Genomic DNA, 24,558 nt, shown 5'->3' with positions numbered 1-24,558 from the left:
TCTTTCAGGAAGATGAAATTTTATACGGGATTTTTTCAAGATCCCAATAAGGTGGGTTTACCCAAATCCCTTCAACACCTTCGGTGTTGGCGCCTTTTTTGTTTTTCCGCAATTCAAAAGCTTCGCTTTTGTTGCTCCAAAACAAAAAAGCCCCTCCAACTTCGTTGGAAGGGCTTTGTGCCCGAGACGGGATTCGAACCTGCACGCCGTTTACCGGCGCTACCACCTCAAAGTAGTGCGTCTACCAATTTCGCCACCCGGGCTACCTGCCATTTTCAGGCATTTATTTCAAACTTTTTATTGCCTAAACTGAAATCAAATTCGTGCGTCTACCAATCCTGCCTGCCGGCAGGCAGGTTCGCCACCCGGGCTACCTGCCATTGTTAGGCAATTATTTATTCTTCCTCCGGGTCTCACTTGTTGCCTCATATAGGAAACGCTGATAATGAAAACCCGGAATATCTAACAAGAAAATAAAATAAAAGAACTACATACAAAGGTACAAAATCTCTACGCAAAAAAAACGCATTTTCATTATTAAACTACCGGAGCAAAAGAATGCCCCGCTTCAATCACACTCCGCTAATCATTCAGTTTCAACACCGCCAAAAACGCTTCCTGCGGAACTTCCACATTACCGATCTGCTTCATACGTTTTTTACCCTCTTTCTGCTTTTCAAGCAGCTTGCGTTTGCGACTGATATCACCACCGTAACATTTTGCCGTCACATCTTTACGCATCGCCGAGATTGTTTCGCGGGCCACAATCTTTGCGCCGATAGCCGCCTGTATTGCTACCTGGAACTGCTGTCTCGGCAATAATTCCTTGAGCTTCTCACAAATCTTCCTACCAAAATCCTGCGCCCTGGATTTGTGGATCAGCGCACTGAGCGCATCTACCTTATCACCGTTGAGCAGGATGTCCATCTTGACAATCTCACTCGGTTTGTAATCGATCGGATGATAGTCAAATGAAGCATATCCCCGAGTCTGTGATTTCAGCTTATCATAAAAATCAAATACGATCTCCGTCAACGGCATTTCAAAAATCAACTCCACCCGTGTCGTTGTGAGGTAACTCTGGTTGATCAATGTACCCCTTTTTCCCAGGCACAGCGTCATGATATTACCAATATATTCAGGCTTGCTAATAATCTGCGCCCTGATATACGGTTCCTCAATCCGGTCGGTCTTTACCGGATCCGGAAATTCGGAAGGGTTATTCACCACCACTTTTTCTCCTTTGGTCGTGTAGGCTACAAAACTCACGTTCGGAACCGTGGTGATGACCGTCTGATTAAACTCCCGCTCCAGCCTTTCCTGGATGATTTCCATATGCAGGAGACCAAGGAATCCGCACCGGAAACCAAATCCAAGCGCCTGTGAGGTTTCCAATTCAAAGGTGAGGGAAGCATCATTGAGCTGCAGTTTGTCCATGCAATCTCTCAGTTCCTCAAAGTCTTCCGTATTCACAGGATAAATACCGGCAAAAACCATCGGCTTTACATCCTCAAATCCTTTGATGGCCACCGGATGATTATTTTTCGCCAGCGTGATGGTATCGCCCACCTTCACTTCACGGGCTACCTTGATACCCGTGATCAGGTATCCTACATTGCCGGCTCTTAGCTCTTCCTGAGCCACCATTTTCAACTTCAATATGCCAATTTCATCCGCGCTGTATTCCTGACCAGTACTTACGAATTTTACCAGGTCATTTTTCCGGAGCGTCCCGTTCATGATCCTGAAATAAACGATAATACCTCTGAAACTGTTGAAAACACTATCAAAAATTAACGCCTGGAGCGGTCCCTCTTCTTTCCCTTTCGGAGCCGGGATCCGCTCTACCACGGCATCCAGGATCTCCTCAACACCCAGACCGGTCCTGCCGCTGGCCAGTAGAATCTCTTCAGGCTTGCAGCCAATCAACTCGATGATCTGATCCCTCACTTCCTCGATCATCGCACCTTCCATGTCAATTTTATTGATTACAGGGATGATTTCCAGATCATTTTCCAGAGCAAGATACAGATTGCTGATCGTCTGTGCCTGTATGCCCTGGGTAGCATCTACCAGTAGCAGGGCTCCTTCGCAGGCTGCCAGCGCCCGGCTGACTTCATAACTGAAGTCAACATGACCCGGAGTATCGATCAGGTTCAGTACATAGGACTGCCCATCTTTATGCAGGTAGTTTAGTTGGACCGCATGGCTCTTGATCGTAATACCCTTCTCTCTCTCAAGATCCATGTCATCCAGCACCTGGTCCATCATATCCCTGTCATTAATCGTATGGGTCGTTTGCAACAGCCTGTCGGCCAGGGTACTTTTACCATGGTCAATATGTGCGATGATGCAAAAATTCCGGATATACTTCATATAATCTCTGCTGCCTTTTTGAAAGGCCCGCAAAGGTAAGATTTTTGAAGTTAGTATGGAGGGTCAGGTGACTGATTTGTCAGACTGTTTTCATCAGTCCCCTGATTTTTTCAGCAAAGATGGAACTCACCGGGACTACCGGCAGGCGCATATTATTATTAAGGAGGCCCATCTCTGTCATGTACTGTTTAACACCTGAAGGGCTACCCTCCGCAAACATTGAAGTGATGATTTCAGTATACTTGAGGTGTAGAGGAAGTGCTTCGTCAAATTTGCCACTAAGGCATAACCTGACCATTTCCGAAAATTCTCCGGGGTAAGCGTTAGCTACAACCGAAATAACTCCTTTTGCACCACAGGCGATCATTGGCAGGGTGATCCCGTCATCACCACTGATCAGCATAAAATCAGCCGGTTTGTTTTTCATGATCTGGTTAAACTGGTCAAAACTTCCGGATGCTTCCTTGGTAGCAAATATATTTTTGCAGTCGCGCGCGATACGCAGAGTCGTTTGCGCAGAAACGCTCATACCCGTCCTGCCCGGCACATTATACATGATGATCGGGAGGGGAGTGGCCTCACTCAGTGCTTTGTAATGCTGGTAAATCCCTTCCTGACTTGGTTTATTATAATAAGGTGATACGGATAATATCGCGTCGAATCCAGTAAAATCAAAAAATTTAAAAGCTTTGAGGACCTCGTAAGTATCGTTTCCGCCCACACCGGCCACCAGCGGTACCCGGCCTGCATTTACCTTGTGAACAAATGAAAAGATCTCCTGCTCTTCCTCCCGGGTGAGTGTGGCGCTTTCTCCAGTTGTGCCACAGGCTACCAGGTACTCTACTTTATTGTCAATCCAGAAATGGATCAGTTTTTCGAAAGTCTGCCAATCAATCGTTCTGTTGTCATCAAGAAAAGGAGTAACAATTGCAATACCGGTACCGGTAAATTTTTGCTGAAGGGTCATATATATGAAAAATTTAAGATGAATGAATGTCAATTAGTTCTTTGGTTTATCAGGGTCAGCCCGGATCAGGGACTCTAAGTCCGGCCCCATCCGATGCCCGACATGGATTCCTACTTGACTTCTTCCCAGAAGCCCATCTTGCTGAATTTCTCAATCCGCTTTTGAACCCGATCCTGGGGATCCATGTCCTTGATTTCTGCAAGTGCAGCCAGTATCTGCTTCTTACAGTTTTCGGCCGTGATCGCATAGTCCCAGTGTGCACCGCCATCGGGTTCGGGAATAATGCCATCAATCAGACCAAATCCATACATTTTTGTGGCAGTCAGTTTTAACTGTTCTGCCGCAACTTTTTTATAGTCCCAGCTCCGCCATAGAATGGTGGAACAGTTTTCGGGTGATATTACAGTATACCAGGTATTCTCCATCATATACACCCGGTCGCCTACACCGATCCCCAATGCTCCGCCGCTGGCTCCCTCACCAATAATAATACAGATCACCGGAACTTTTAACTTGATCATTTCATAGATATTGCGGGCAATTGCCTCACCCTGTCCCCGCTCTTCGGCTTCAAGCCCCGGATAAGCACCTGGTGTGTCAATCAGGGTAATCACCGGCTTGTTGAATTTTTCAGCGAGTTTCATGAGGCGCAGGGCTTTGCGATATCCTTCGGGATTTGCCATTCCAAAGTTGCGCAATTGCCTCTTCTTCGTGTTTGATCCCTTTTGCTGTCCCAGGATCATTACAGTCTGGCCGTCCAGACTCGCAAACCCTCCTACCATCGCCTTATCATCCTTTACATTCCGATCGCCATAGAGTTCCACATAATCCGTGGTCATTTTCTCGATGTATTTATGCGTATACGGCCTGTCGGGATGCCGGCTAAGCTGCACCCGTTGCCAGTCGGTGAGATTGTGCGTAATAGTTTTACGGCTCTCGACTACTTTAGCTTCCAACTGGATAATCTGGTCACTAAGGTCAATTTTTGTTTTTTCCGCTCTTTCCCTGGTAAGTTCAATCTCTTCGATCAAATCCTTAATAGGAGTTTCAAAATCAAGAAATTGACGGTTTTGATCCTGTGGCATACTAATAATTCTTCACATTATGAGGCATCTAAATTAGGATTTTCTTAATAAACCGGGGTACACCCAGGGAAAATTTCGTTTTTACGCGAAGTTTTTTCACGATTCATTTTTTAAATGGATGATTTTTTCAGGCATACAGCCCAATATTCACGCCCCTGGAGCAAAAGGAAAGAACATTATTTAATAAACGTAAAGTGGCCTTTTTCTGAAATTAATTTTGACATCTTAAAGTCTGCGCTTATTTTTGGATGTCCGGGCGTTCCGGACAATTTTTTAAATTTTGAAGCTCTCCGGGCTTGCCATACGTTGAAACCAAGCCTGCCCGGAAACAAAGAAGTTTGCGCATGAAATGTCCATAAAAATTTTCGAGCAGATTTATACCAACGCGATGAACCGCGAAGCGCTCACAAGCGCCAAAATAAGTAATAGATCTTGCGCGCAAAATTTTCTACGGTAAATTACGTGCCTGCCGCCTTTGGTGGGATTTCCTCCCGAATGGAGGTGACCATTGAAAATAAAAAAATTAGCGCATGAAACGACGCTTGAAAAATTATTCTCACAAAAAGGAATTTATATACGAAGTCTCCTGTCTCGCGAGCAGGCAGGTATTCTGCAAAATCATTAACCGCCAAAGGTGGTGAACTAAAAAAAATACACTGATGAAAAGAAAATTGTGGATTGTTTCCGCCATGCTGATGATGTCTGCAGCCGGATGGAGCCAGAACGGAAAATTTAATGGCCTGGACATGAACCTGGGTAACCTGTCGCGTTTGTCAGACGCAAAAACCAGGTCTATCAGCCCCGAAAATTTCACTGGGGAAAAGGGTAAAGGCGCTTTGGCCGACCCCGTCGCAGACAAAGGAAAGAGAAATGTCGCTAACGCAGCCAACGAAGCGCGAGAGCTCGGTAAAGGCTGGAAAGTGAACCCATTTATTATTATTAACCCGGGCGAAACATTTACGATGGCCGATATTGCCGGCCCCGGCGCTATTCAGCATATCTGGATGACTCCTACCGGAAATTTCAACTTCTCCATATTCAGGGTTTATTACGATAATGAGGAAAACCCATCGGTTGAAAGCCCCGTGGGGCCATTCTTTGGAATTGCCTGGAATGAATTCTCGCCCCTGAATTCTCTCGCTGTTTGCGTTAACCCGGGCAGCGCTTTCAATAGCTATTGGAAAATGCCTTTCAGGAAGAACTGTAAAATTACCATGCAGAATCTGGACACGCAACCCATGCGGTTGTACTACCAGGTTGATTATACATTGACAGAAGTGCCTTCCGATGAAGGCTATTTTCACGCGCAGTATCGGCGCAGGGCTGACGGTATCCGTGGTATTCACACCATTATTGACGGGATCAAGGGCAAAGGTCAGTATGTAGGCACCTTTATGGGTGTGAGTGTAACCAATAATGGATGGTGGGGTGAAGGCGAGATAAAGTTTTTTATGGATGGAGACAAGGATAATGCAACCATCGTGGGCACCGGAACAGAAGACTATTTCTGCGGCTCTTATAATTTTGAAAACAAACGCACACGCCAGTATCAGGAGTTCTCAACACCATACGCCGGGCTACACCAGGTCCTCAAACCCGATGGGCTCTACGGCTCGCAAATGCGTTTCGGCATGTATCGCTGGCATATCATGGATCCAATCCGGTTTGAAAAAGACCTGAAAGTGACGATCCAGGATCTGGGCTGGAAATCAGGCGGTCGTTATCTGGAGCAGCGGTCCGATATTATTACGGTGGCTTACTGGTATCAAACTGAGCCGCATGCCGCTTTTCCAAAACTCCCCGGCACGAACCTATTGGAAGTTAACTAAAGAATTACAATGAAGAAAGCGACAATTTTATTACTCGCCGGAGTAATCGGGTTCCTAAGCGCGTGTAATGAGCAGGGTTCCGGCCGGTCAAAAGATAATAAAGATACAAGTATGCAAAGTTTCGAGAAAGGCAGTTTTGGATATGATCGTGATTTCCTGAAATCTAAAGACACGAGTCTGATTGTCTTAATAAGTCCGGATAGCAGCGCCCAAATCATTGTGTCCGCTAAATACCAGGGAAAAGTCTTCACATCTACCGCTGACGGCTTGAATGGCAAGAGTTTCGGGTGGGTGAATCACAAAGCATTTGAAGGTCCGCTGGATAAGCACATGAATGCCTACGGGGGAGAAGACCGTTTGTGGCTCGGCCCTGAGGGCGGTAAATACTCACTTTTTTTTAAACCCGGCGTCAAAATGGATTTTCCGAACTGGGTTACGCCAGCAGCTATCGACCATGAAAACTGGACGCTCGCAGGTTCGGGCAATCAGAAGGTCTCGATGAATAAGGATATGTCGATCCAAAATTATGCCGGCAGCAGGTTCCAGATCAAAGTGGAACGGGATGTGGAATTACTGGGTAAAGCGGACATCAATACTTTGCTGGGTATTGACCCCGGCAGTGACGTGAAAACGGTAGCCTTCCGGACTGTCAACAGTATCACCAATGCCGGAAAAGAAGCATGGGATGAAAAGACCGGCGCACCCTGCACCTGGAACCTGGACATGCTCATGCCATCTCCCAAGTGTACGATTGTTGTTCCTTTCATAGGAAATGCTGAGGGAAAAGTGGCCACGACCGATTATTTCGGTGAAATATCAAAAGACAGGATCAGTATTGAAAAAGATGTCCTGTTTTTTAAAGCCGATGGTAAATCCAGAGGAAAGCTCGGTATCCGGCCTAAAAGGGTGAAAAATATGGCGGGCAGTTTTGATGCGGAAAATAATTTGCTGACGATTACCCTTTTTGATGTGGACAATAATGGCAAGTACCTGAACCAGGAATGGAGAACAGACCGCGATCCGTTCAGTGGTGATGCGATGAACGTCTACAATGACGGCCCGTTGGCCGACGGCACACAGATGGGTCCATTTTACGAGATTGAAAGTGTTTCGCCTGCAGCTTTTTTAAAACCGGGAGAGAAGATGACCCATCATCACACGGTGTTTCATTTCACGGGTGACAAAAATTCATTGAGCAAAATTGCAGAGAAAACCCTCGGTGTGTCCATAGAACGAATTGAGAACGCATTTGGAAAAAAATAACGTCAATCCGGGAGTTATAGCCAACTAAAAAGACAGCAATGAACGACAACGAGAAGAAATATATTAGCAGACTTAAACAGACAGTTTACAAACAGATTTCGGTTGATATTAATGACAAGAGTGTTGACGACATAGTAAAAACGGACCTTGTAAAATGGTACATTGACGACAAGGTTTCAGTAGGTTTTCAGCACTATTACTTTTCGACACTTGATAATGAGAAACATTATTTTAGTTCAACGGACTTTTTTCGACAATTTAAAAAGCAATATTCACTTCAGGGTATTGACAACAATTATCTCGACAAACTTGAAGGTCAAAAAAAAGAGATATTAAAAAAAATTCAGGAAGACAATTTAGTTCAACTCTACTTTGACACTTTTAACAAAGCAGTTATTAAACATGGTAAGAACTCGAGAGAAAAAGATCTCGGCTCCTTCTTTGCAAAGCTTGTTCACACCTTCCGACCAAACGAATATTGTGCGTTAGACAATCCGATAAAAGATTATCTCGGACTCAGAAAAGAGAGTTTCCTTATTTCGTTTTTCATTGTCAGCGTGGCGTATAAACATTGGGCAACCGACAATAAAAAATTAATTGAAATCATAAGACAACAATTTAAACAAGCAGACAGTAACGAAATTTTTCAACACGACAAAATAACTGATTTGAAACTTTTAGACCTTATATTTTGGCGCAAAGCAAATGCAAGTGATAAGAAAGCCGACATTCCCCGATCGGGATCGGCAATCGAAGGGCAGATTCAAGGCTGAAATAAGGTATCCAAATGGTGATATTTAAATTTTTTGACTTTTAGAACGAATCGTTAAAATGACCAGAAAACAATCGCTTTTTATCAAAGACGGGATTAATTACGCTAAACCATTCGCTGCAATCAGCACATTATTTTTTCTGTGGGGGATAGCCCACGGTATGCTGGATACGCTGGATAAGAATTTTCAGGAAATGCTGCATTTGCACAAATGGCAGTCGAGCATGATTCAATCATCTTTGTATGGTGCTTACTTCCTGATGGCCGTTCCCGCGGGTATGTTCATGAAAAAATACGGTTACAAGAAGGGTATCATATTTGGATTGATCTTATTCTCCGCCGGAGCATTGCTGTCGGCTGCAACGGCGCCTCTGGAATCTTTCGCCTTGTTTCTGCTTTGCCTGCTGATCATCGGTTCCGGCCTCACAACGCTGGAAACAGCGGCCAATCCCTATACAACCAAACTGGGTCCGCCCGAATCTGCAGAACGCAGGATCAATTTTTCCCAGTCATTCAATGGGCTGGCCTGGACCATCGGTCCACTTATCGCACTGTATATTTATGGGAACCGGAGTCATGAGGAGGGTCAGAAAATGATGTCAATCGTTCTGCCATTTGCAGTCATCGGATTCGCTGTGTTATTGGTGGCGTTTATTTTTATGCGCCTGAAGCTGCCGGAAATAACGGAAGAGGATGAACAGGCTGCACACGGAGGGCATAGCGCGGCTGCATCGGCATCCGAAGTCGAAGTTTCCGATCCTTCCCTTCCCGGATATATTACAAAAAAACCGCTATGGAAAAATACGCACTTTGTCCTTGGGTTTATTGCACAAACCTGCTATGTGGCGGCACAGACCGGCATCTTCAGCTATCTGATTAATTTTGTTTCAGATCATGACCAGCATCCACGCTGGGAATCAGTAAACGGACCCTATTTCCTGTCGCTGGGTTTTCTTTTATTTATGATCGGCCGGATTTCGGGCAGTGCCCTGATGAAATACTATAAACCCACAACGCTGCTGACGTTGTACACACTAGCAGTATGTATCTTATTACCTATCGTGGCCAACCGGCACGGATGGATATCACTCATTGCCCTGTATGGCGTATTCTTTTTCATGTCCATCATGTTCCCCACCATCTTCGCGCTGGCTATTAAGGGTCTGGGTCCTCAAACAAAAAGGGGAGCTTCATTCCTGGTCATGGCCGTTGCAGGCGGTGCCATATTTCCGCCGGTGATGGGGGCGGTTTCAGATGTGTATGGTATGAGTACCGGGTTTTTTGTCCCGATACCTTTGTTTATTTTTATTCTCTATTACGCATTCAGGGGATACCAGGTCAAAGCCTGAGTGATTCCGGAAACCGACAGTTATGGATGAGACAAAAACCAGACTGATCATTATCGGCGGATTCTTAGGAGCGGGGAAGACAACCCTGCTTCATTACCTTTCGCATTTGATGACGAAAAATGGGAAGAGTACGGCCCTGATTACCAATGACCAGGGCGAAGAGCTTGTGGACACAAAGCTGCTATCAAAAACGAAAGCAACGGTCAGAGAGATCAGTGACGGCTGTTTTTGTTGTCGCTTCGAAAGTTTTTTGGCAACTATCAAGGATTTGGTCAATGCAGACAGGCATTTCGATTTCGTAATCGCTGAACCTGTGGGTAGCTGCACCGATCTTTCTGCCACGGTTTTTCAACCCTTGAAAAAAGAGACTGATCTCAGGATCAATTTATCGCCCCTCTCTGTGCTGGCGGATCCTGCCATGCTGATGGATATTTTGAACGGAGATAATGCCGGTTTGCACCCCGGTGCAGCCTACATTTATCGTAAGCAACTGGAAGAGGCAGACGTGATCCTGATTTCCAAAATTGATACACTTTTGCCAAGCCGGTTGAAGTTACTTTATCAGTTGCTGGAAGTTTCATTTCCCGGCCGGAAAGTATTTGGTATCAGTGCAAACAGCGACAAAGGAGTGTTAGACTGGCTCAATTATATATCAGACAAGCCTGGTTCTAAAGCCCTGAGCCTTCAGGCCGGAGGAAGGATCGCCGAAGTTGATTACGACCTCTATGCCACTGGTGAAGCGGCTCTTGGCTGGTTGAATGCATCTATCATATTGCATGGTAGGCAGGTAGACTGGGACGTTTTTCTAAGATCTTATTTCAGCCAGCTTATCACACGATTGAATCAAAGAAATGCCAAGACCGGGCATATCAAAATATTGATGGAGTCTGCAAATGACCAATTTTCGGTTGGAAACCTGATCGGCAACAACGATGACGTTCAGTACAGAAATAAAGCGGGCTCTGGGAATATTGCCCAAATGACGGTCAATGCACGTGTGGAGCTTGAGCCGGCCACGTTGAGCGCTGTTACCTTTGAAGCACTGGCTGAAACAGTAACCAGTGATATGTTCTATGAAATAAAAAAAAACCATTCAATACATCCCGGTTATCCGAAACCTGTGCACCGATATAAAGATGTAGTGGCGTAATCTTTTTGTTTTTAAAATATTAAACGAATTGTATATGAGCAAAGACAGGAGATCGTTCATCAAGAAAATGGCCTTAGGTGGAGCTGCTGCTGTTACGACGGGCATTACCTCTGCATCGACTCCTGCACATAACACGGCTTCAGTCGCGTCTGTGACTGGCAAATCAGGGCCGAAGGTAATTCGGGGTTTTAATGGCTTGTACAAAGATGAATTTTTAAATCGTGTGGCTTTTCCTATTGGTGGTCTGGGTGCGGGAATGTTTTGCCTGGAAGGAACCGGCGCTATTTCTCATATGTCTATCAACAACCGACCGGAAGTATTCTTTGAACCCAATATTTTCGCTGCTATTTCAGTGAAAGCTCCGAAACCTGTCGCGAAAGTTTTGGAAGGTCCGGTGCCCGAATGGAAAGTATTCGGACAGCGGGGTACCGGCAACGGCGCCAGTGGAGCCAATTTTGGGTTGCCACGATTTGACCGTGCCTCATTTTTGTCCAGGTTCCCTTTTGGTACGGTGAAACTGGAGGACAGCGATGTCCCGTTAAAAGTAGAGATTACCGGCTGGAGCCCTTTTATACCCGGTGACGAAGATAATTCAGGGCTGCCGGCAGGTGCACTGGAATATCATTTTATCAATCCTTCTTCCAAAACAGTGGAAGCAGTGTTCTCCTACAACGCCAGGAATTTTGTGGCAAGAGGCGAATCGTCCGCCATCCGAAAACTGGACAACGGATTCATCTTGTCACAGGAAGCTGGAAAGGACAAGCCTTTTACAAAAACCGATTTTGCGATCTTCACCGCGGCAGATCAGCAACCCGTGATTGATTATTGCTGGTTCCGGGGAGGTTGGTTCGACCCGGTGACGATGATATGGAACACCATCGAAGAGGGGAAGATGAATAACAACGCACCCGTGGATCGTGATGCGCCCGGTGCTTCCTTATTTGTTCCTTTACGATTGGCGCCCGGCGCCCAAAAGACGATCAGGGTGATGATGTCCTGGTACGTGCCCGAATCTGATCTTCGAATCCAGGATAAAGGACCCGATGGTAAAGAGGGTTGTCACGATGGTGCATGTTGTATCACACCCGTCGATGCAGGTTTGCAGGAATACGAAAAATTTACCGGCCCTTCATATAAGCCCTGGTACGCATCAAAGTTCAACAATATTCTGTCGGTTACAGACTATTGGAAAAGAAACTATGAAGAACTTAGGCGAAAGTCTGTCTCCTTTAAAGATTCATTCTACAGCAGCACCCTGCCGTCCGAGGTTTTGGAAGCAGTGGCTGCAAATCTGACTATTCTCAAGTCACCTACAGTCTTGCGTCAATATGATGGAAGACTGTGGGCCTGGGAGGGTTGCGGCGATGATAGCGGTTGTTGTCACGGTACCTGTACCCATGTGTGGAATTACGCGCAGGCCATTTGCCATCTCTTTCCGCGCCTGGAAATGGGTTTGCGCAACACCGAGTTCTGTGAGGATCAGAGCCTGAAGGGCCATCAAACATTCAGGGCGAATATACCCATCAGTCCGGTCAAACATGATTTTCACGCTGCGGCGGATGGTCAGTTGGGCGGAATCATGAAAGCCCACCGCGACTGGCGGATCAGCGGAAACAGTAAGTGGCTTGAAAAAATATATCCGCTGGCGAAGCGAAGTCTGGATTATTGTATTGAAACATGGGATCCAACACGAAAAGGAGTCTTGGAAGAGCCGCACCACAATACCTATGATATTGAATTCTGGGGGCCGGACCCGATGTGCACAACATTTTACCTGGGAGCTTTGCAGGCTATCATTGCGATGGGCGACTTTTTGAAAGAAGACGTCTCCGCTTACCGGTCACTGCTTAAAAAAGGGAAAACTATTCTCGAACAAAATCTTTTCAACGGCGAATACTTCTATCAGCAAATACAGTGGGAGGGATTAAGAGCGCAAAGTCCGGCATCTGCCCAGTCATTTGGAGGCAACTATTCGAAAGAAGCCATAGACGTCCTGAAAAAGGAGGGCCCCAAGTACCAGTATGGGAAGGGTTGCCTGTCGGATGGAGTCTTAGGCAGTTGGATGGCCGCAGTTTGTGGTCTTACAGATCCTGCTGACCGTTCCAAAGTTGCCAGCCACCTGGTCTCCGTACACAAATATAATTTTAAGCGTAACCTGAAGAATCATGTGAATCCGCAAAGACCGGCCTATGCGCTGGGTCATGAAGGCGGCCTTTTGTTATGCACCTGGCCAAAAGGAGGAAAACTTTCGCTGCCTTTTGTTTATAGTAATGAGGTCTGGACCGGGATCGAATACCAGGTTGCATCCCACCTGATGATGATGGGTAAGGTAAAAGAGGGGCTTGAAATTGTGAAGACCTGCCGCAGCAGATATGACGGGAAGGTACGGAACCCTTTCAATGAATACGAATGTGGGCACTGGTATGCACGGGCAATGTCCAGTTTCGGACTGATACAGGGACTAACGGGTTTGAGATATGACGCGGTAGAGAAGACATTGTATGTGGATTCGAGGATCGGTGATTTTACGTGCTTCCTTTCTACGGCATCGGGGTTTGGGACCGTCGCCTTAAAAGGGAAAAAGGTTGAGGTGAAAGTAGCTCACGGAAACATTCCGGTCGATGCGGTCAAACTCGCATGATGCAGGTTTAGGTTCGGCGGGGCGCCAAATTTTCAAATATGGACATCAGAATTGCGGACCCCGTGGTGGTCAGGGATTGGCCGCCGGTCACCATGCAGGAGGGCAATAAGGAAGAAAATATTTTAATCGGGGAAACGGAAGTAACAGATCATTTCATTCCTGATTACATTCTCTTCCGTTCAAATGCAGGGAATCCGGGGCTGGTATTTGACTGGATTATGCTGATCCGACGATAAGCTGAAGTACGCGTGTTTGCAAAAAACGTGAGTTTTTTTGGTATGTTTTGAAATTGTTAAGGTTTTGTTGTAGTTTAGCATCACCTAATCCAGGAAATCAGGAAACACCGGGTTTCCTGATTTCAGTTAAGTAACCAAATAGGCTTAGATCGAATGTCAAGCGAGAAAAACTTGATTTTTTTGCAGAAGCGAATAGCGTATGCCCGTGATGAGCAGGCCTACAAAGAACTATTTTTCCATTTTTACACGCCGCTGCATCGTTTGGCTTACGCGCTTCTCAAAGATGCTGAGACCGCGGAGGAATTGGTGTCGGATCTAATGATCAAGGTTTGGCTGATGGGTCCCAGGCTTGGGACGATAGAGAATATTAAATTCTACCTATACCGTTCGATACGGAATGCAACGCTTACCTATATTTCCAGGTCGAAGCTGGTCACTATACCCATAACGGATGACGATGAGATCCCAGAAAATGTAACCAGCGCTTCCGATCGTGTTGAATATACTGAACTGCAAAAAAAGATTGAAGAGGCGATATCCTCGCTGCCTCCTAAATGTCGCCTGGTTTTCAGGCTGATTAAAGATGATTCATTTTCTTACCGCGAAGTGTCAGAAATCCTGGGTGTTTCGATGAACACAGTGAAGACGCACCTTCGAATTGCCATGAATCATGTCCGTGCCGCTCTTGAGGAGAGCAAAATCAAATAATTTTTGAAATTTTTCACCCATTGTATCCGTTTCTGAGTCTCTAATGATATAGAGACATGGACAAAAGGACTGAAAATCTGTTTTATGATCTTTTAGGATTGCAACTGTCAGGCACAATTAAGCCTGAGGAAGCTACTGTTTTCAATAAACTCCGCGAGCAACATCCTGAACTGGACTCATTGTTTCAGGAAATAGTCCATTTACCTGCGAAACCTGACTATGACGCCGATACGGTAAGGCAGGCCTATGCTGCGCATTATGTGAAGAAGAAATTGCTTCCGGAATTTCAGATAGATAAAACTCAGGCAAAGAAAAGATTTCGGAGGCGGGTTATATGGCTCGGGACCGGTCTGGGACTTGCAGCCTGTTTGCTGGGTGTTTGGATTTTCAGGACTTATTTCAATCAATTCGAGAAACCGGAGCAGGAGATTGCAGAAAAGGCGACCTATGTCACGCTAAAGGGTTCCAAAAAGACTTTCAGGTTACCCGACGGTACTGCTGTTGTGCTGAATGCTGATAGCCGGCTCGACTATGATCCTGAGTTTACGGGAAGACTAAGAGAAGTCAAACTGACGGGAGAAGCTTTTTTTGACGTCGTTCACAATAAAAAAAGGCCATTTGTGATACACGCCGGGAAAGCTAATATTCGGGTCCTGGGTACGGTGCTCAACGTGCGGAATTATCCGGGGGAGAGATATATGGAAACCTCCCTGATAAAAGGAAAGGTGGAAGTAACCTTCCGGGATCAGCCGGGGAAAAAAATAATTATGAAGCCGTCTCAGAAGCTGGTGATTCCAAGTGCGGAACTGCAGTTGGTGCCGAGCCGTAAGGTGGCGAATCCAAGTGAAGAGAAACCGGTTCTTACGAATGTAACGATGGAGCGGGATAGTTCGGTTGCTGAGACTTCCTGGACGACGAACAAGCTGGTCTTCATCAACAGGCCGCTGTCAGAAATCACCGGAGAATTGGAGCGTCAGTTCAATGTTCAGTTCCGGTTCAAACGCCCGGCTACCATGAAGTTTCGTTATACGTTACATGTGGAGGACTACGAACTGACGGAGGTGTTACAGATCCTGAAGTTGTCGGGGAAGATTAATTATTCGATCCAAAATAATGAAGTAATTATTGAATAAAAATGATTGTTTAACGATTTAAATTTATTTGAAAATGTATACCTGAAAATTATTTAAAAATTAAAAGGAGAATGCTGTCACATCCTCCTTAAGTTCAATCACATTTCAGGCATTGCCAGATGTGAATTATTAAATAAAACTCAATACAAATGTATGAAAAAAAATGCCAGGAAGGGCAAAGGGAATCTTGTGCCTTTGACAAAAATGCTTCGCATAATGAAAATTTCGGCTTTTTTACTACTTATTACGCTGCAAATTTCGGCCACCAATTATGGTCAGGCCAGGCTCAATCTTAATGATAAGAATATCACAATTCTGGATATTCTGAAGAAAATCGAATCACAGACCAGCTATCGGTTTAGCTACCGCAATGACCTGTTGCCGGTTGAGAAAGTTATCTCCATCCGCGTCGTTAATGCCGATATTAACGAAGTGATGAAGAAAGTTTTTGAAGGAGTGCCGGTAGATTGGCAAATTGTAAAAAAACGGAACATTATTATAACCCCGGTTTCAAAAAGTACCAACAAACGTGAGGCGGTGATTTTACCCATTTCGGGTATCGTGACTGACGCCGAAGGTGTTCCGCTGGTGGGGGTCAGTATTATTGAAAAAGGTACAACCAACGGAACGACCAGCAACGAAGGAGGTCATTTTAATATAAATGTAACCGACAGAACGGCCGTGCTGGTATTTTCCTCTACGGGTTTCAACTCTCGGGAGATGATTATACCTGCTAATTCTACCAACCTGCAGGTTGTGTTGCAGAAAGTGAGTGGGTCCATGGATGAAGTTGTAGTGGTGGGGTACACCACGCAAAAGAGAGCAAACCTGACCGGCGCGGTTTCCGATGTTAAGGGGGATGAAATTATCGCAACCAAGAATGAGAACGTTCAGAATATGCTTACGGGTCGCCTGCCGGGATTACGCGTCACGCAACGTTCATCTGAGCCCGGGTCTTTTAGCGTTCAGATGGATATCAGGGCAATGGGTAGTCCACTGATCGTCATTGATGGGGTCCCGAGAGACAATGAGGCCCTTCAGCGCCTGGACCCTAATGATATTGATAATATTTCGATACTTAAAGATGCTACCGCGGCAGTATATGGAGTCCGGGCTGCTAACGGGGTAGTATTGGTGACGACGAAGAGGGGCCGGGCAGGAAAAAGTGAACTATCCTACAGCGGTTCCTACATGTTCCAGTTCCCCTCCGGGTTGCCGGGAACAGTTGACGCCGTGGATAACATGATCCTGAGGAATGAAGCGTCGATGCACCGTCTCCAGGGTCAGACACATGTGTTCAGCGATGATCAGATCAATGAGTACAAATCAGGCAAAAAAACGAGCACAGACTGGAAAGATCTCGTGTTTAAAGCCTATGGTCCCCAGACCATTCATAATGTCAGCGCCACCGGTGGTACCGACAAGCTGAAATACTATTTTGGGGCGGGATATGAGTATCAGGGGAGTTTCTTCAAGACTGATGACCTGAATTATAAAAAATATAATATCCGTTCAACAATCACGGCGAATATTACAGACCACCTGAAGGCAGAGGTATTGATGAATTTTATTACAGACGAACAAAATCGTTCGGATGTAGACAGTTGGTGGATCATTCGCGGATTTTGGAAAGTGGGGCCGTTCTTTCCTGCGTACGCCAACAATGATCCGACGAAGCTAAACTATAACGATAGAAATGACGGGGATAATCCCGTGGCGTATATAAATGGAAATGTGGTGGGCAACCGGAAATATATGAGAAAATGGATTCAGCCTGCTGCTAAATTAAGGTACGATTTTCCGCTTGTGAAAGGCCTGTACCTTCAGGAAATGGTTTCCTACGACTGGAACATGTGGGACTTCAGCAGGTATGGTAGAGAGTATCAGGTTTATAAATACGATGAAGCGTCTAAGGCCTATCAGGGATTTTCGCTGAATTCACCGAGTCAGGCAGAACGGGGGATGGTTACCAGAAACCAGTTGCTGTCTCAAAGTACAATTGGTTATGATAAACGATTCGGCGTGCATAATGTTTCCGGACTGCTCGTTTGGGAGACCCAGAAAAGATGGGCGGATAATTTTAATGCAAAGCGAAATTTGATTCTTCCCATTCCTTACTTATTTGCGGGTGTGGCTGAGGGACAGATTGGCAGCATGAATCCAAACGATATATATGAAATGACCAACCTGGGGTTAGTCGGGACTTTTCACTATGATTATGCCTCTAGATACCTGTTAGATTATAGTTTCAGGTACGATGGATCTTCCAAATTTGCTTCCGGACATCAGTGGGGTTATTTCCCTTCAGTTGCGGCAGCCTGGCGGATCTCAGAAGAGAAGTTTTTCAAGGATGCACTTCCTTCCGTGGATCAGCTTAAGCTTAGAGCTTCTTACGGTCTGGTTGGAGATGACGGAGCTTCATCCTATCAGTTTATTTCCGGATATAATTACCCTACAGGTGGCTCTGATAGGAGATGGTTTACTTCAGGCTATGTATTCGGCAATAGTTTTCTGGCAAGCGCCGATAATAAAGGAATTCCAAACCCCCAGATCACCTGGTTTACGGCCCGGACTTTCAACGCGGGATTTGACTTTTCGGCATGGAACGGCCTGTTAGGAGTAACAGCCGAATATTTTTCGAGGAAGAGGGATGGGCTGCTGGCGAGACGTTATGGAGGGATACCTACCGTAGTTGGTGCAGGTCTCCCCGAAGAAAATATCAACAGTGATCTTACCTACGGGTATGAGTTGCAATTATCACACAGAAACCGCATTGGAGATCTGGCTTATGGTTTGAAGGGAATGGTATCGCTGGTAAGAGTTAAGAGGTTATATGTGGAACGAGGCCCCATCGGCAGTTCCTGGAGTAACTGGAAAAACAATCAGAACGACAGGTTACAGGGAGTATCCTCTTTATTGGACGGAGCAGGCCAGTATCAGAGCTGGAACGACATTTGGAATAGCAAGACCTATACCGATGCGGGTACGCTTCCCGGAGATTATAAATATGTAGACTGGAACGGAGATGGAGAAATCAACGGTAATGATTTTCATCCTTTAAGATTTAACCAGAACCCATGGATGAATTTCAGCTTGTCGGGAGATGCCCAGTATAAAGGATTCGACGTATCCTTCCTGTTTCAGGGTCAGGCAATGGCTACTACCTCTTACGGAGAAAAGATACAGGATCCTCTATGGGGAGGTGGATATTCGGGAATTCTGGATCAGTTTACGAGCCGGTGGCATCCTACCGATCCGACTGCTGATCCTTACTCTACGAAAACTGCCTGGGAGCAGGGGACCTATGCATACACAGGGTCAAGACCTGAGTATTGGTCTACTTTCAACACGGTAAACGCCGCCTACCTTCGATTGAAGAATGTGGAGCTTGGTTATTCCATACCTTCTGCAATCATAAAGCGAATAGGTATCGGCGGTGTTCGTGTTTACGCCAGTGCATATAATCTTGTCACCTTCACCAAGGTAAAATACATTGATCCGGAGCACAATAATGACTTGTGGGGATATATCTATCCGCTGAACAAATCAGTCTCCCTTGGTATTAATGTAAGATTCTAAAATTTTAATAATATGAAACGTAGATATAACTTATTTATTTTAATTGTGGCCGGGTTGTTTGCAGTATCCTGCAAACATTACCTGGATGTGCCACCAAAAAACGTGGTACAGGATGCCGATCTGTTTGGATCGAGCAAAGGAGCGATGGTATATCTTTCGCGGGTTTACAGTCAGATGCCCTATGAGGATTTTAAATATTCTCCGGGTGGTGGTTTTTTCCATGACTGGCTGGTCTGCCCGGGAGTAAACGAAGGTACTTCAATAGGACGTGACAGGAGTTTTGCTATGACCGGTGAGGCTAACTGGAATCTCTGGGTAAACGGTTTTGGACTATTGCGCGATATCAACCGTATGATTGAAATTCTCCCAAAATACAAAGCTAATTTCACAGAAACAGACTATAAACAATTTCTGGGGGAAGGATATTTTGCCAGAGGCTATGTTTACTATGCATACGCCAAACGCTGGGGTGGAGCGCCTATTGTCAAATCAGTATTAAAGTATCCGGAGCAATCGGCGCAGCAATTGGAAACGCCCCGGGCAACCGAGGAAGCTACCTGGAACCAGGCTTTGGCTGATATGGATAGTTCCATTGCACTCCTCTCAGAAAATAGCCCGCAACGTGGTATGGTGAATAAATATGTTGCGTTGGCTTTCAAATCGGAAGCGGCTTTGTATGCGGGGAGCATCGCAAAATATAATACGCTTACCGGGTTTGGACAAAAAACCAAAGTACGCGTCATTGGGTTTGATCCTGCGACCGCAGCAGCAGCATCCGCCAAGTATTTTGCACAGTCTTATAGCGCTGCAATGGCCATCGTTAAGTCCGGGAAATATAGCCTGTACAAGAAAAAATGGTCGGCAGGGGATAAGGAAGCTCAAATGCAGAATATGGTTGACATGTATTTTGACGCGTCAAGTCCGGAGAATATTTTCGTAAAGGACTACAAGTATCCTGACCTCGCCCATGGATTCGATTCTTACAATATACCCAGGCAATTAATGGGAGGAAATGGATACTCTTCAGGGAACTGTCCTACACTGGAATACGTTTCATTATTTGATGGTATTCCAAAGAATCCCGACGGTACGATTAAAACCTTTGATGCCAATGGTAAGTATGTAATGTATGATAAGATAACTGATTTCTTTAAGGACGCGGAGCCCAGGTTAAAGGCGTTTGTGATCCTTCCGGGCGAGACTTTCAAAGGGGAAGCGATTGATATCAGAGCCGGCGTTTACACCGGAGATGCAAGTGGCGGTATTGCTCCTCTCAGAACACTGAACGGAAGAGTGGATTATTCACTTGCCGGCCCGGTGAAATATACTGAAACTGACGCCTACCGCGGTATAGGTGCATTTAGTTCCAAAGTATTATTCGTTTCTTCTCAGCAGGGTGACGATATCATTACACTGCCTAATGGTTCTAAGATTAGCGCCTCCGGAAGAAGCGGACCGTTTACGAACGATGCAACCTGCGCTATGACGGGATTTACGATCCGGAAATGGCTGAACCCGAATATGCCGCAATCATTAGTATTGGAAGCGCGCTCAGAACAATCTTTCATTCTTATGCGGATGGGAGAGGTGGTTCTGAATCTGGCGGAAGCCGCAGCCGAACTTCAACTGGCAGGTCAGGCTTCTCCTGACGGACAAAATCTTCTTGGAGTAGCTTATGAAGCTGTCCGGCAAATCCGTGAGAGGGCTGGGGCAGACCCACTCGGCGGGCCTGGTGATATCGGCGGTCAGAGCGGGCTTCAGTTGATCCGGAAAGAAAGAATCAAAGAACTGGCATTTGAACATAAGATACTTTGGGACGAAAGAAGGTGGAGAATACAGACTACTCAAAAGATAAACGGGCAAACGCAGGAAGATGGTACCAATTACAGCGGGCTATATCCGTTTTATTCAACTTCTGCCAACAAGTATTTCTTTGATCCGGGACCTGAGACGTTCAGAATACGGTTTCGCATGACCTACCCTGAATATTACTTCATGGTACCTGGCGATCAGGTATCCAAGAGCCCTGTCATAGATCAACAACCTGGCAGATAATTTTGATATAACGCAAAAAGAATATGTTATGAAAAAAACAGTTTATTATATAATGGCCTTTGTATTTGTTTTGGCGATAGGTTCCTGCAAGCCGGATAATTATGCGGAGCCAAAAGAAACAATCAGAGGTAAGATCCTGGACGTTGTGACTGGTCAGCCGGTATTGACCGACCAGGGTAGCGAGGGTACCCGGATCAGGTTAAGAGAGTTGAGCTGGAAAGAAACCCCTACGCCTGATAACTTTGATTTTTGGTGTATGAAAGAGGGTCTCTATCAAAATACAAAAGTGTTCAAGGGACAGTATAACGTCAGGGTTGACGGTGCCTTTATCCCCTTACTCCGGCTGGGATCAAACGGTGATACCATTGCGAATGAAACGAAGAACGTAGAGATCAACGGTGTTACTGAAGTTGACTTCAAAGTTCAACCGTTCCTGAAAGTGGAATGGGTTGGTACCCCAACGGTAAAGGATGGAAAGATTACAGCCAAGGTAAAAGTTACCCGTGCAACAAGCCGTGCCGATTTCCGTGCAAAAATTGAACCTATGGGTAATTATCACGATGATTTTCTGAATGTGACGGATATTCAGTTTATGGTGAGCGAAAGCCCCTATGTCGGGTATCGCGCGACATACAATGATAATCGTAGAAAAGCCTACGAGTACGGAGGTGATTCGTTTGAGCCTCTTCTGGGCACGACCATCGAAGTAACCCATAACGGTACCATCCAATCGGGGAGAACCGTGTTTATCCGCGCCGCGGCACGTATAAACTACGCCACCGAAGGTATCAGGCGCTGGAATTATAATGAGGCGATCAGAGTAGATGTGCCTTAAGCAACTTTAAACCTCTGGAGGCTGCTTCAACTGTAAGTTGACAGCCTCCATTATTTTAATTATGAGAGCAAGATTAGTTCTGACAGTCGCTGCAGTACATCTGTTCGCCTTTTGCTTCGCGCAGTCAGTTGTGCGGGAGAAAACCTCCTTTCAAATTGCCGCGCCTTTCAACCCCGCTTATGATGTGAGGTCCGATATCGTTATGGTCTATGGTGTAAACGATGCAGGCGGAAAATTTGAAGATCGGGTGAAAGGATGGCGGGATAAGGGTTATAACGTGCAGTTTATGACCGGCATTGCCTGGGGTCAATACCAGGATTATTTCACCGGTAAGTTTGATGGTAAAACGCACTGGGACGAGGGACAGGTTCAGCAAAACGGCGATACCATCTGGCACGGGCGTTTTGTACCCTATATCGTGCCGACACAGAATTATCTCAATTATATAAAGACGCATGTAAAAAGAGCCATTGATGCAGGCGTCACCGCGGTGTACCTCGAGGAACCTGAGTTTTGGGCAAGGGCGGGATACAGTGATGCTTTCAAAAACGAATGGCAGAAATATTACCACGAACCCTGGCGTCCGCAACACGAATCACCGGAAGCCACTTACCTGTCCTCCAAGCTAAAGTATCACCTTTACCTGAATGCGCTGAAAGATGTATTCGCATATGCCAAATCATATGCAAAGAGTATCGGCAGGGATGTCAAATGTTATGTACCCACACACTCACTCATCAATTATTCCTCCTGGCGTATTGTGAGCCCCGAAGCCAGTCTGGCGTCCATCAAAGACATGGACGGATATATTGCACAGGTCTGGACCGGCACATCGCGAGAGCCGGTTTATTACCGTGGAATCAGAAAAGAAAGGGTGTTTGAAAATGCATTCCTGGAATACGGATCGATGGTATCTATGACGGCACCTACCGGAAAACGAATGTACTTCCTGACGGATCCGATTGAAGACTGGCCGCGGACCTGGGACGATTATAAAAGAAACTACCAGGCGACATTTACTGCCAAACTACTTTACCCGACGGTTGATCATTACGAAGTAATGCCCTGGCCTAACAGGATCTACCTGGGAAAATTCAAACTGGAAAACGATACCGTCCGCCATTCCATTTCTCCAGCCTATGCCACACAGATGCAGGTGATGGTTAACGCATTGAATGAAATGCCCTGGTCATCAAACAAACTCAATGGCAGCCAGGGTATCGGCGTGCTGGTCTCGAACTCAATGATGTTTCAGCGCTTCCCAACCCATAAAGGCTATGAGGATCCGCAATTGTCGAATTTCTACGGTATGGCCATGCCTTTGTTGAAGCAGGGCGTCCCTGTAGAGACCGTACACATGGAAAACCTGGAACATCCTAACACGCTGAGGCATATCAGGGTACTGGTGATGAGCTATGCAAATATGAAACCTTTATCAGAAAGTTATCATGCAGCGATCAGTGACTGGGTAAAAAAAGGAGGTGTCCTGCTCTATTATGGCAGGGATGATGATCCGTTCCAGTCGGTGCGGGAGTGGTGGAACACAAAGGGCCTGAGGTTTAAGGCGCCTTCGGAAGATCTGTTTAAAAAACTTGGCATCAGCGCAGAACCTGGTAATGGCTTTAATAAGTCAGGGAAAGGATGGGTGTGCATTGTAAGGGAGGATCCAAAAGAAATTGTTATGGAGACGGAAGGAGATATACGATTTCTGAATAATGTAAAAACAGCCTACCAGCAATATGCGAAAGCAGGCCCTCTCATCTTCAAGAATAACTTCACCCTGGAAAGAGGTCCATATCTGATTGCCGCGGTGATGGACGAATTTGCAAACGGGCAATCGTTAAAACTCCGTGGGCCTTTCATCGATCTGTTTGATCCCGAACTACCGGTGTTGCGTGAGAAAGTTGTCGAACCCGGCACCCAGACCTTTTTATTTGATTTGAAGAAAGTGAATGGTAACCGCCCGCAAATCCTGGCGGCGGCTGGTAGGGCATATGATGAAAAAGTCCGGGGCACGACTTACAGCTTCGTGTTGAAAAGCCCATCCGGGACCCACAACGCCATGCGGATCAAGTTGCCCGCGAAACCAAAAGAGGTCAGGGCATCAAAAGGTGGTGCGAATCTGCCTGTCCTGAAAAATGAATGGAATGCAGGCACAGGAACGCTGAATCTCCAGTTTGAAAATTTTAGCGAGGGCGTTGATGTGCGTATACAATGGTGATCGTTAAAAGGATTGCCGGGAGATCATCGCTTTGCTGAACGTCAGATCACAGGAGGCGAGGTCATTGCGGTAAAATTAACCGAGTGGGTAACGTACTCCACTCCGAATTGACCGGTTGGAGAAGCGGCAAGACACAAAATGTACACTTAGATGGCCGCTTATATAAAAATGATGTGCGGTTAGGCAAATCCATTCGTCTTAAATTGGGTTGTAATTAGTTAATTAGTATTTTCGCCTTTCCCGGATTTGAATGGTTTAACGGGGGTTTTGCAGTAGTTTAAAGGCAGTCGCAAATTGTTGTAAGCTATGTATGTATGATAGCGGTAATCTTTGCCCGACAACGGTTTGTGAGAAACGAA

16 protein-coding genes and 1 tRNA gene are annotated in these 24,558 nt (G+C 45.9%); 13 read left to right on the top strand and 4 right to left on the bottom strand.

The features are described 5' to 3' along the window. Positions 1 to 178: 178 nt before the first annotated feature. The 4 genes from AC3WS5_RS09645 to AC3WS5_RS09630 all read right to left on the bottom strand — a co-directional run bounded on the left by AC3WS5_RS09645 (position 179) and on the right by AC3WS5_RS09630 (position 4,428). Positions 179 to 263 (bottom strand) — tRNA-Leu (locus AC3WS5_RS09645). A 319-nt stretch (positions 264 to 582) separates the two neighbouring features. After that, positions 583 to 2,409, bottom strand: coding sequence for a translation elongation factor 4 (lepA, locus tag AC3WS5_RS09640; protein ID WP_492467102.1), 1,827 nt, complete (start codon positions 2,407 to 2,409; stop codon positions 583 to 585). A 46-nt stretch (positions 2,410 to 2,455) separates the two neighbouring features. Then, positions 2,456 to 3,343 carry a 4-hydroxy-tetrahydrodipicolinate synthase gene (gene dapA, locus AC3WS5_RS09635; RefSeq protein ID WP_492467101.1) on the bottom strand — a complete coding sequence of 296 codons (888 nt, stop codon included), beginning with the start codon at positions 3,341 to 3,343 and terminating at the stop codon, positions 2,456 to 2,458. 110 nt (positions 3,344 to 3,453) lie between these two features. Then, positions 3,454 to 4,428 carry an acetyl-CoA carboxylase carboxyltransferase subunit alpha gene (locus tag AC3WS5_RS09630; protein WP_492467099.1) on the bottom strand — a complete coding sequence of 325 codons (975 nt, stop codon included), beginning with the start codon at positions 4,426 to 4,428 and terminating at the stop codon, positions 3,454 to 3,456. A 659-nt stretch (positions 4,429 to 5,087) separates the two neighbouring features. On the opposite strand from AC3WS5_RS09630, the gene AC3WS5_RS09625 reads away from it, so the two are divergent. From AC3WS5_RS09625 to AC3WS5_RS09565, 13 genes are all read left to right on the top strand, one after another. Beyond that, complete coding sequence (locus tag AC3WS5_RS09625; protein ID WP_492467098.1) at positions 5,088 to 6,257, top strand: glycoside hydrolase family 172 protein; 1,170 nt, start codon at positions 5,088 to 5,090, stop codon at positions 6,255 to 6,257. A gap of 9 nt (positions 6,258 to 6,266) precedes the next feature. Continuing rightward, positions 6,267 to 7,520, top strand: coding sequence for a DUF6786 family protein (locus AC3WS5_RS09620; RefSeq protein WP_492467097.1), 1,254 nt, complete (start codon positions 6,267 to 6,269; stop codon positions 7,518 to 7,520). Positions 7,521 to 7,558: 38 nt separating this feature from the next. Next, on the top strand, positions 7,559 to 8,293 hold the full coding sequence (locus AC3WS5_RS09615; RefSeq protein ID WP_492467096.1) for a hypothetical protein: 735 nt from the start codon (positions 7,559 to 7,561) through the stop codon (positions 8,291 to 8,293). Between the two features lie 58 nt (positions 8,294 to 8,351). After that, positions 8,352 to 9,641: a sugar MFS transporter gene (locus AC3WS5_RS09610; RefSeq protein ID WP_492467095.1), complete on the top strand. Its 1,290-nt coding sequence runs from the start codon at positions 8,352 to 8,354 to the stop codon at positions 9,639 to 9,641. Between the two features lie 22 nt (positions 9,642 to 9,663). Beyond that, positions 9,664 to 10,791, top strand: a complete 1,128-nt coding sequence (locus AC3WS5_RS09605; protein ID WP_492467094.1) for a GTP-binding protein — start codon at positions 9,664 to 9,666, stop codon at positions 10,789 to 10,791. A 34-nt stretch (positions 10,792 to 10,825) separates the two neighbouring features. After that, positions 10,826 to 13,432 carry a GH116 family glycosyl hydrolase gene (locus AC3WS5_RS09600; protein ID WP_492467093.1) on the top strand — a complete coding sequence of 869 codons (2,607 nt, stop codon included), beginning with the start codon at positions 10,826 to 10,828 and terminating at the stop codon, positions 13,430 to 13,432. A 38-nt stretch (positions 13,433 to 13,470) separates the two neighbouring features. Further along, positions 13,471 to 13,668, top strand: coding sequence for a hypothetical protein (locus tag AC3WS5_RS09595; RefSeq protein ID WP_492467092.1), 198 nt, complete (start codon positions 13,471 to 13,473; stop codon positions 13,666 to 13,668). 180 nt (positions 13,669 to 13,848) lie between these two features. After that, positions 13,849 to 14,376: an RNA polymerase sigma factor gene (locus AC3WS5_RS09590; protein WP_492467090.1), complete on the top strand. Its 528-nt coding sequence runs from the start codon at positions 13,849 to 13,851 to the stop codon at positions 14,374 to 14,376. Positions 14,377 to 14,432: 56 nt separating this feature from the next. Next, positions 14,433 to 15,509: a FecR family protein gene (locus AC3WS5_RS09585; protein ID WP_492467089.1), complete on the top strand. Its 1,077-nt coding sequence runs from the start codon at positions 14,433 to 14,435 to the stop codon at positions 15,507 to 15,509. Positions 15,510 to 15,725: 216 nt separating this feature from the next. After that, the gene (locus AC3WS5_RS09580) at positions 15,726 to 19,088 is read left to right on the top strand and encodes a SusC/RagA family TonB-linked outer membrane protein (RefSeq protein ID WP_492467088.1); all 3,363 of its coding nucleotides are present in this window, start codon (positions 15,726 to 15,728) and stop codon (positions 19,086 to 19,088) included. 12 nt (positions 19,089 to 19,100) lie between these two features. After that, positions 19,101 to 21,143 (top strand): RagB/SusD family nutrient uptake outer membrane protein, encoded by a 2,043-nt coding sequence (locus tag AC3WS5_RS09575; protein ID WP_492467087.1) that lies wholly within the window; start codon positions 19,101 to 19,103, stop codon positions 21,141 to 21,143. 28 nt (positions 21,144 to 21,171) lie between these two features. Beyond that, positions 21,172 to 21,978, top strand: a complete 807-nt coding sequence (locus AC3WS5_RS09570; RefSeq protein ID WP_492467086.1) for a DUF3823 domain-containing protein — start codon at positions 21,172 to 21,174, stop codon at positions 21,976 to 21,978. 61 nt (positions 21,979 to 22,039) lie between these two features. Next, positions 22,040 to 24,199: a hypothetical protein gene (locus AC3WS5_RS09565; RefSeq protein WP_492467084.1), complete on the top strand. Its 2,160-nt coding sequence runs from the start codon at positions 22,040 to 22,042 to the stop codon at positions 24,197 to 24,199. Positions 24,200 to 24,558: the final 359 nt, after the last annotated feature.

Source organism: Niabella sp. CPT15-335-S11 (assembly GCF_058792415.1).
Note: the sequence above shows the minus strand (reverse complement) of the source record. Positions and strands in the feature narration are given on the sequence as shown.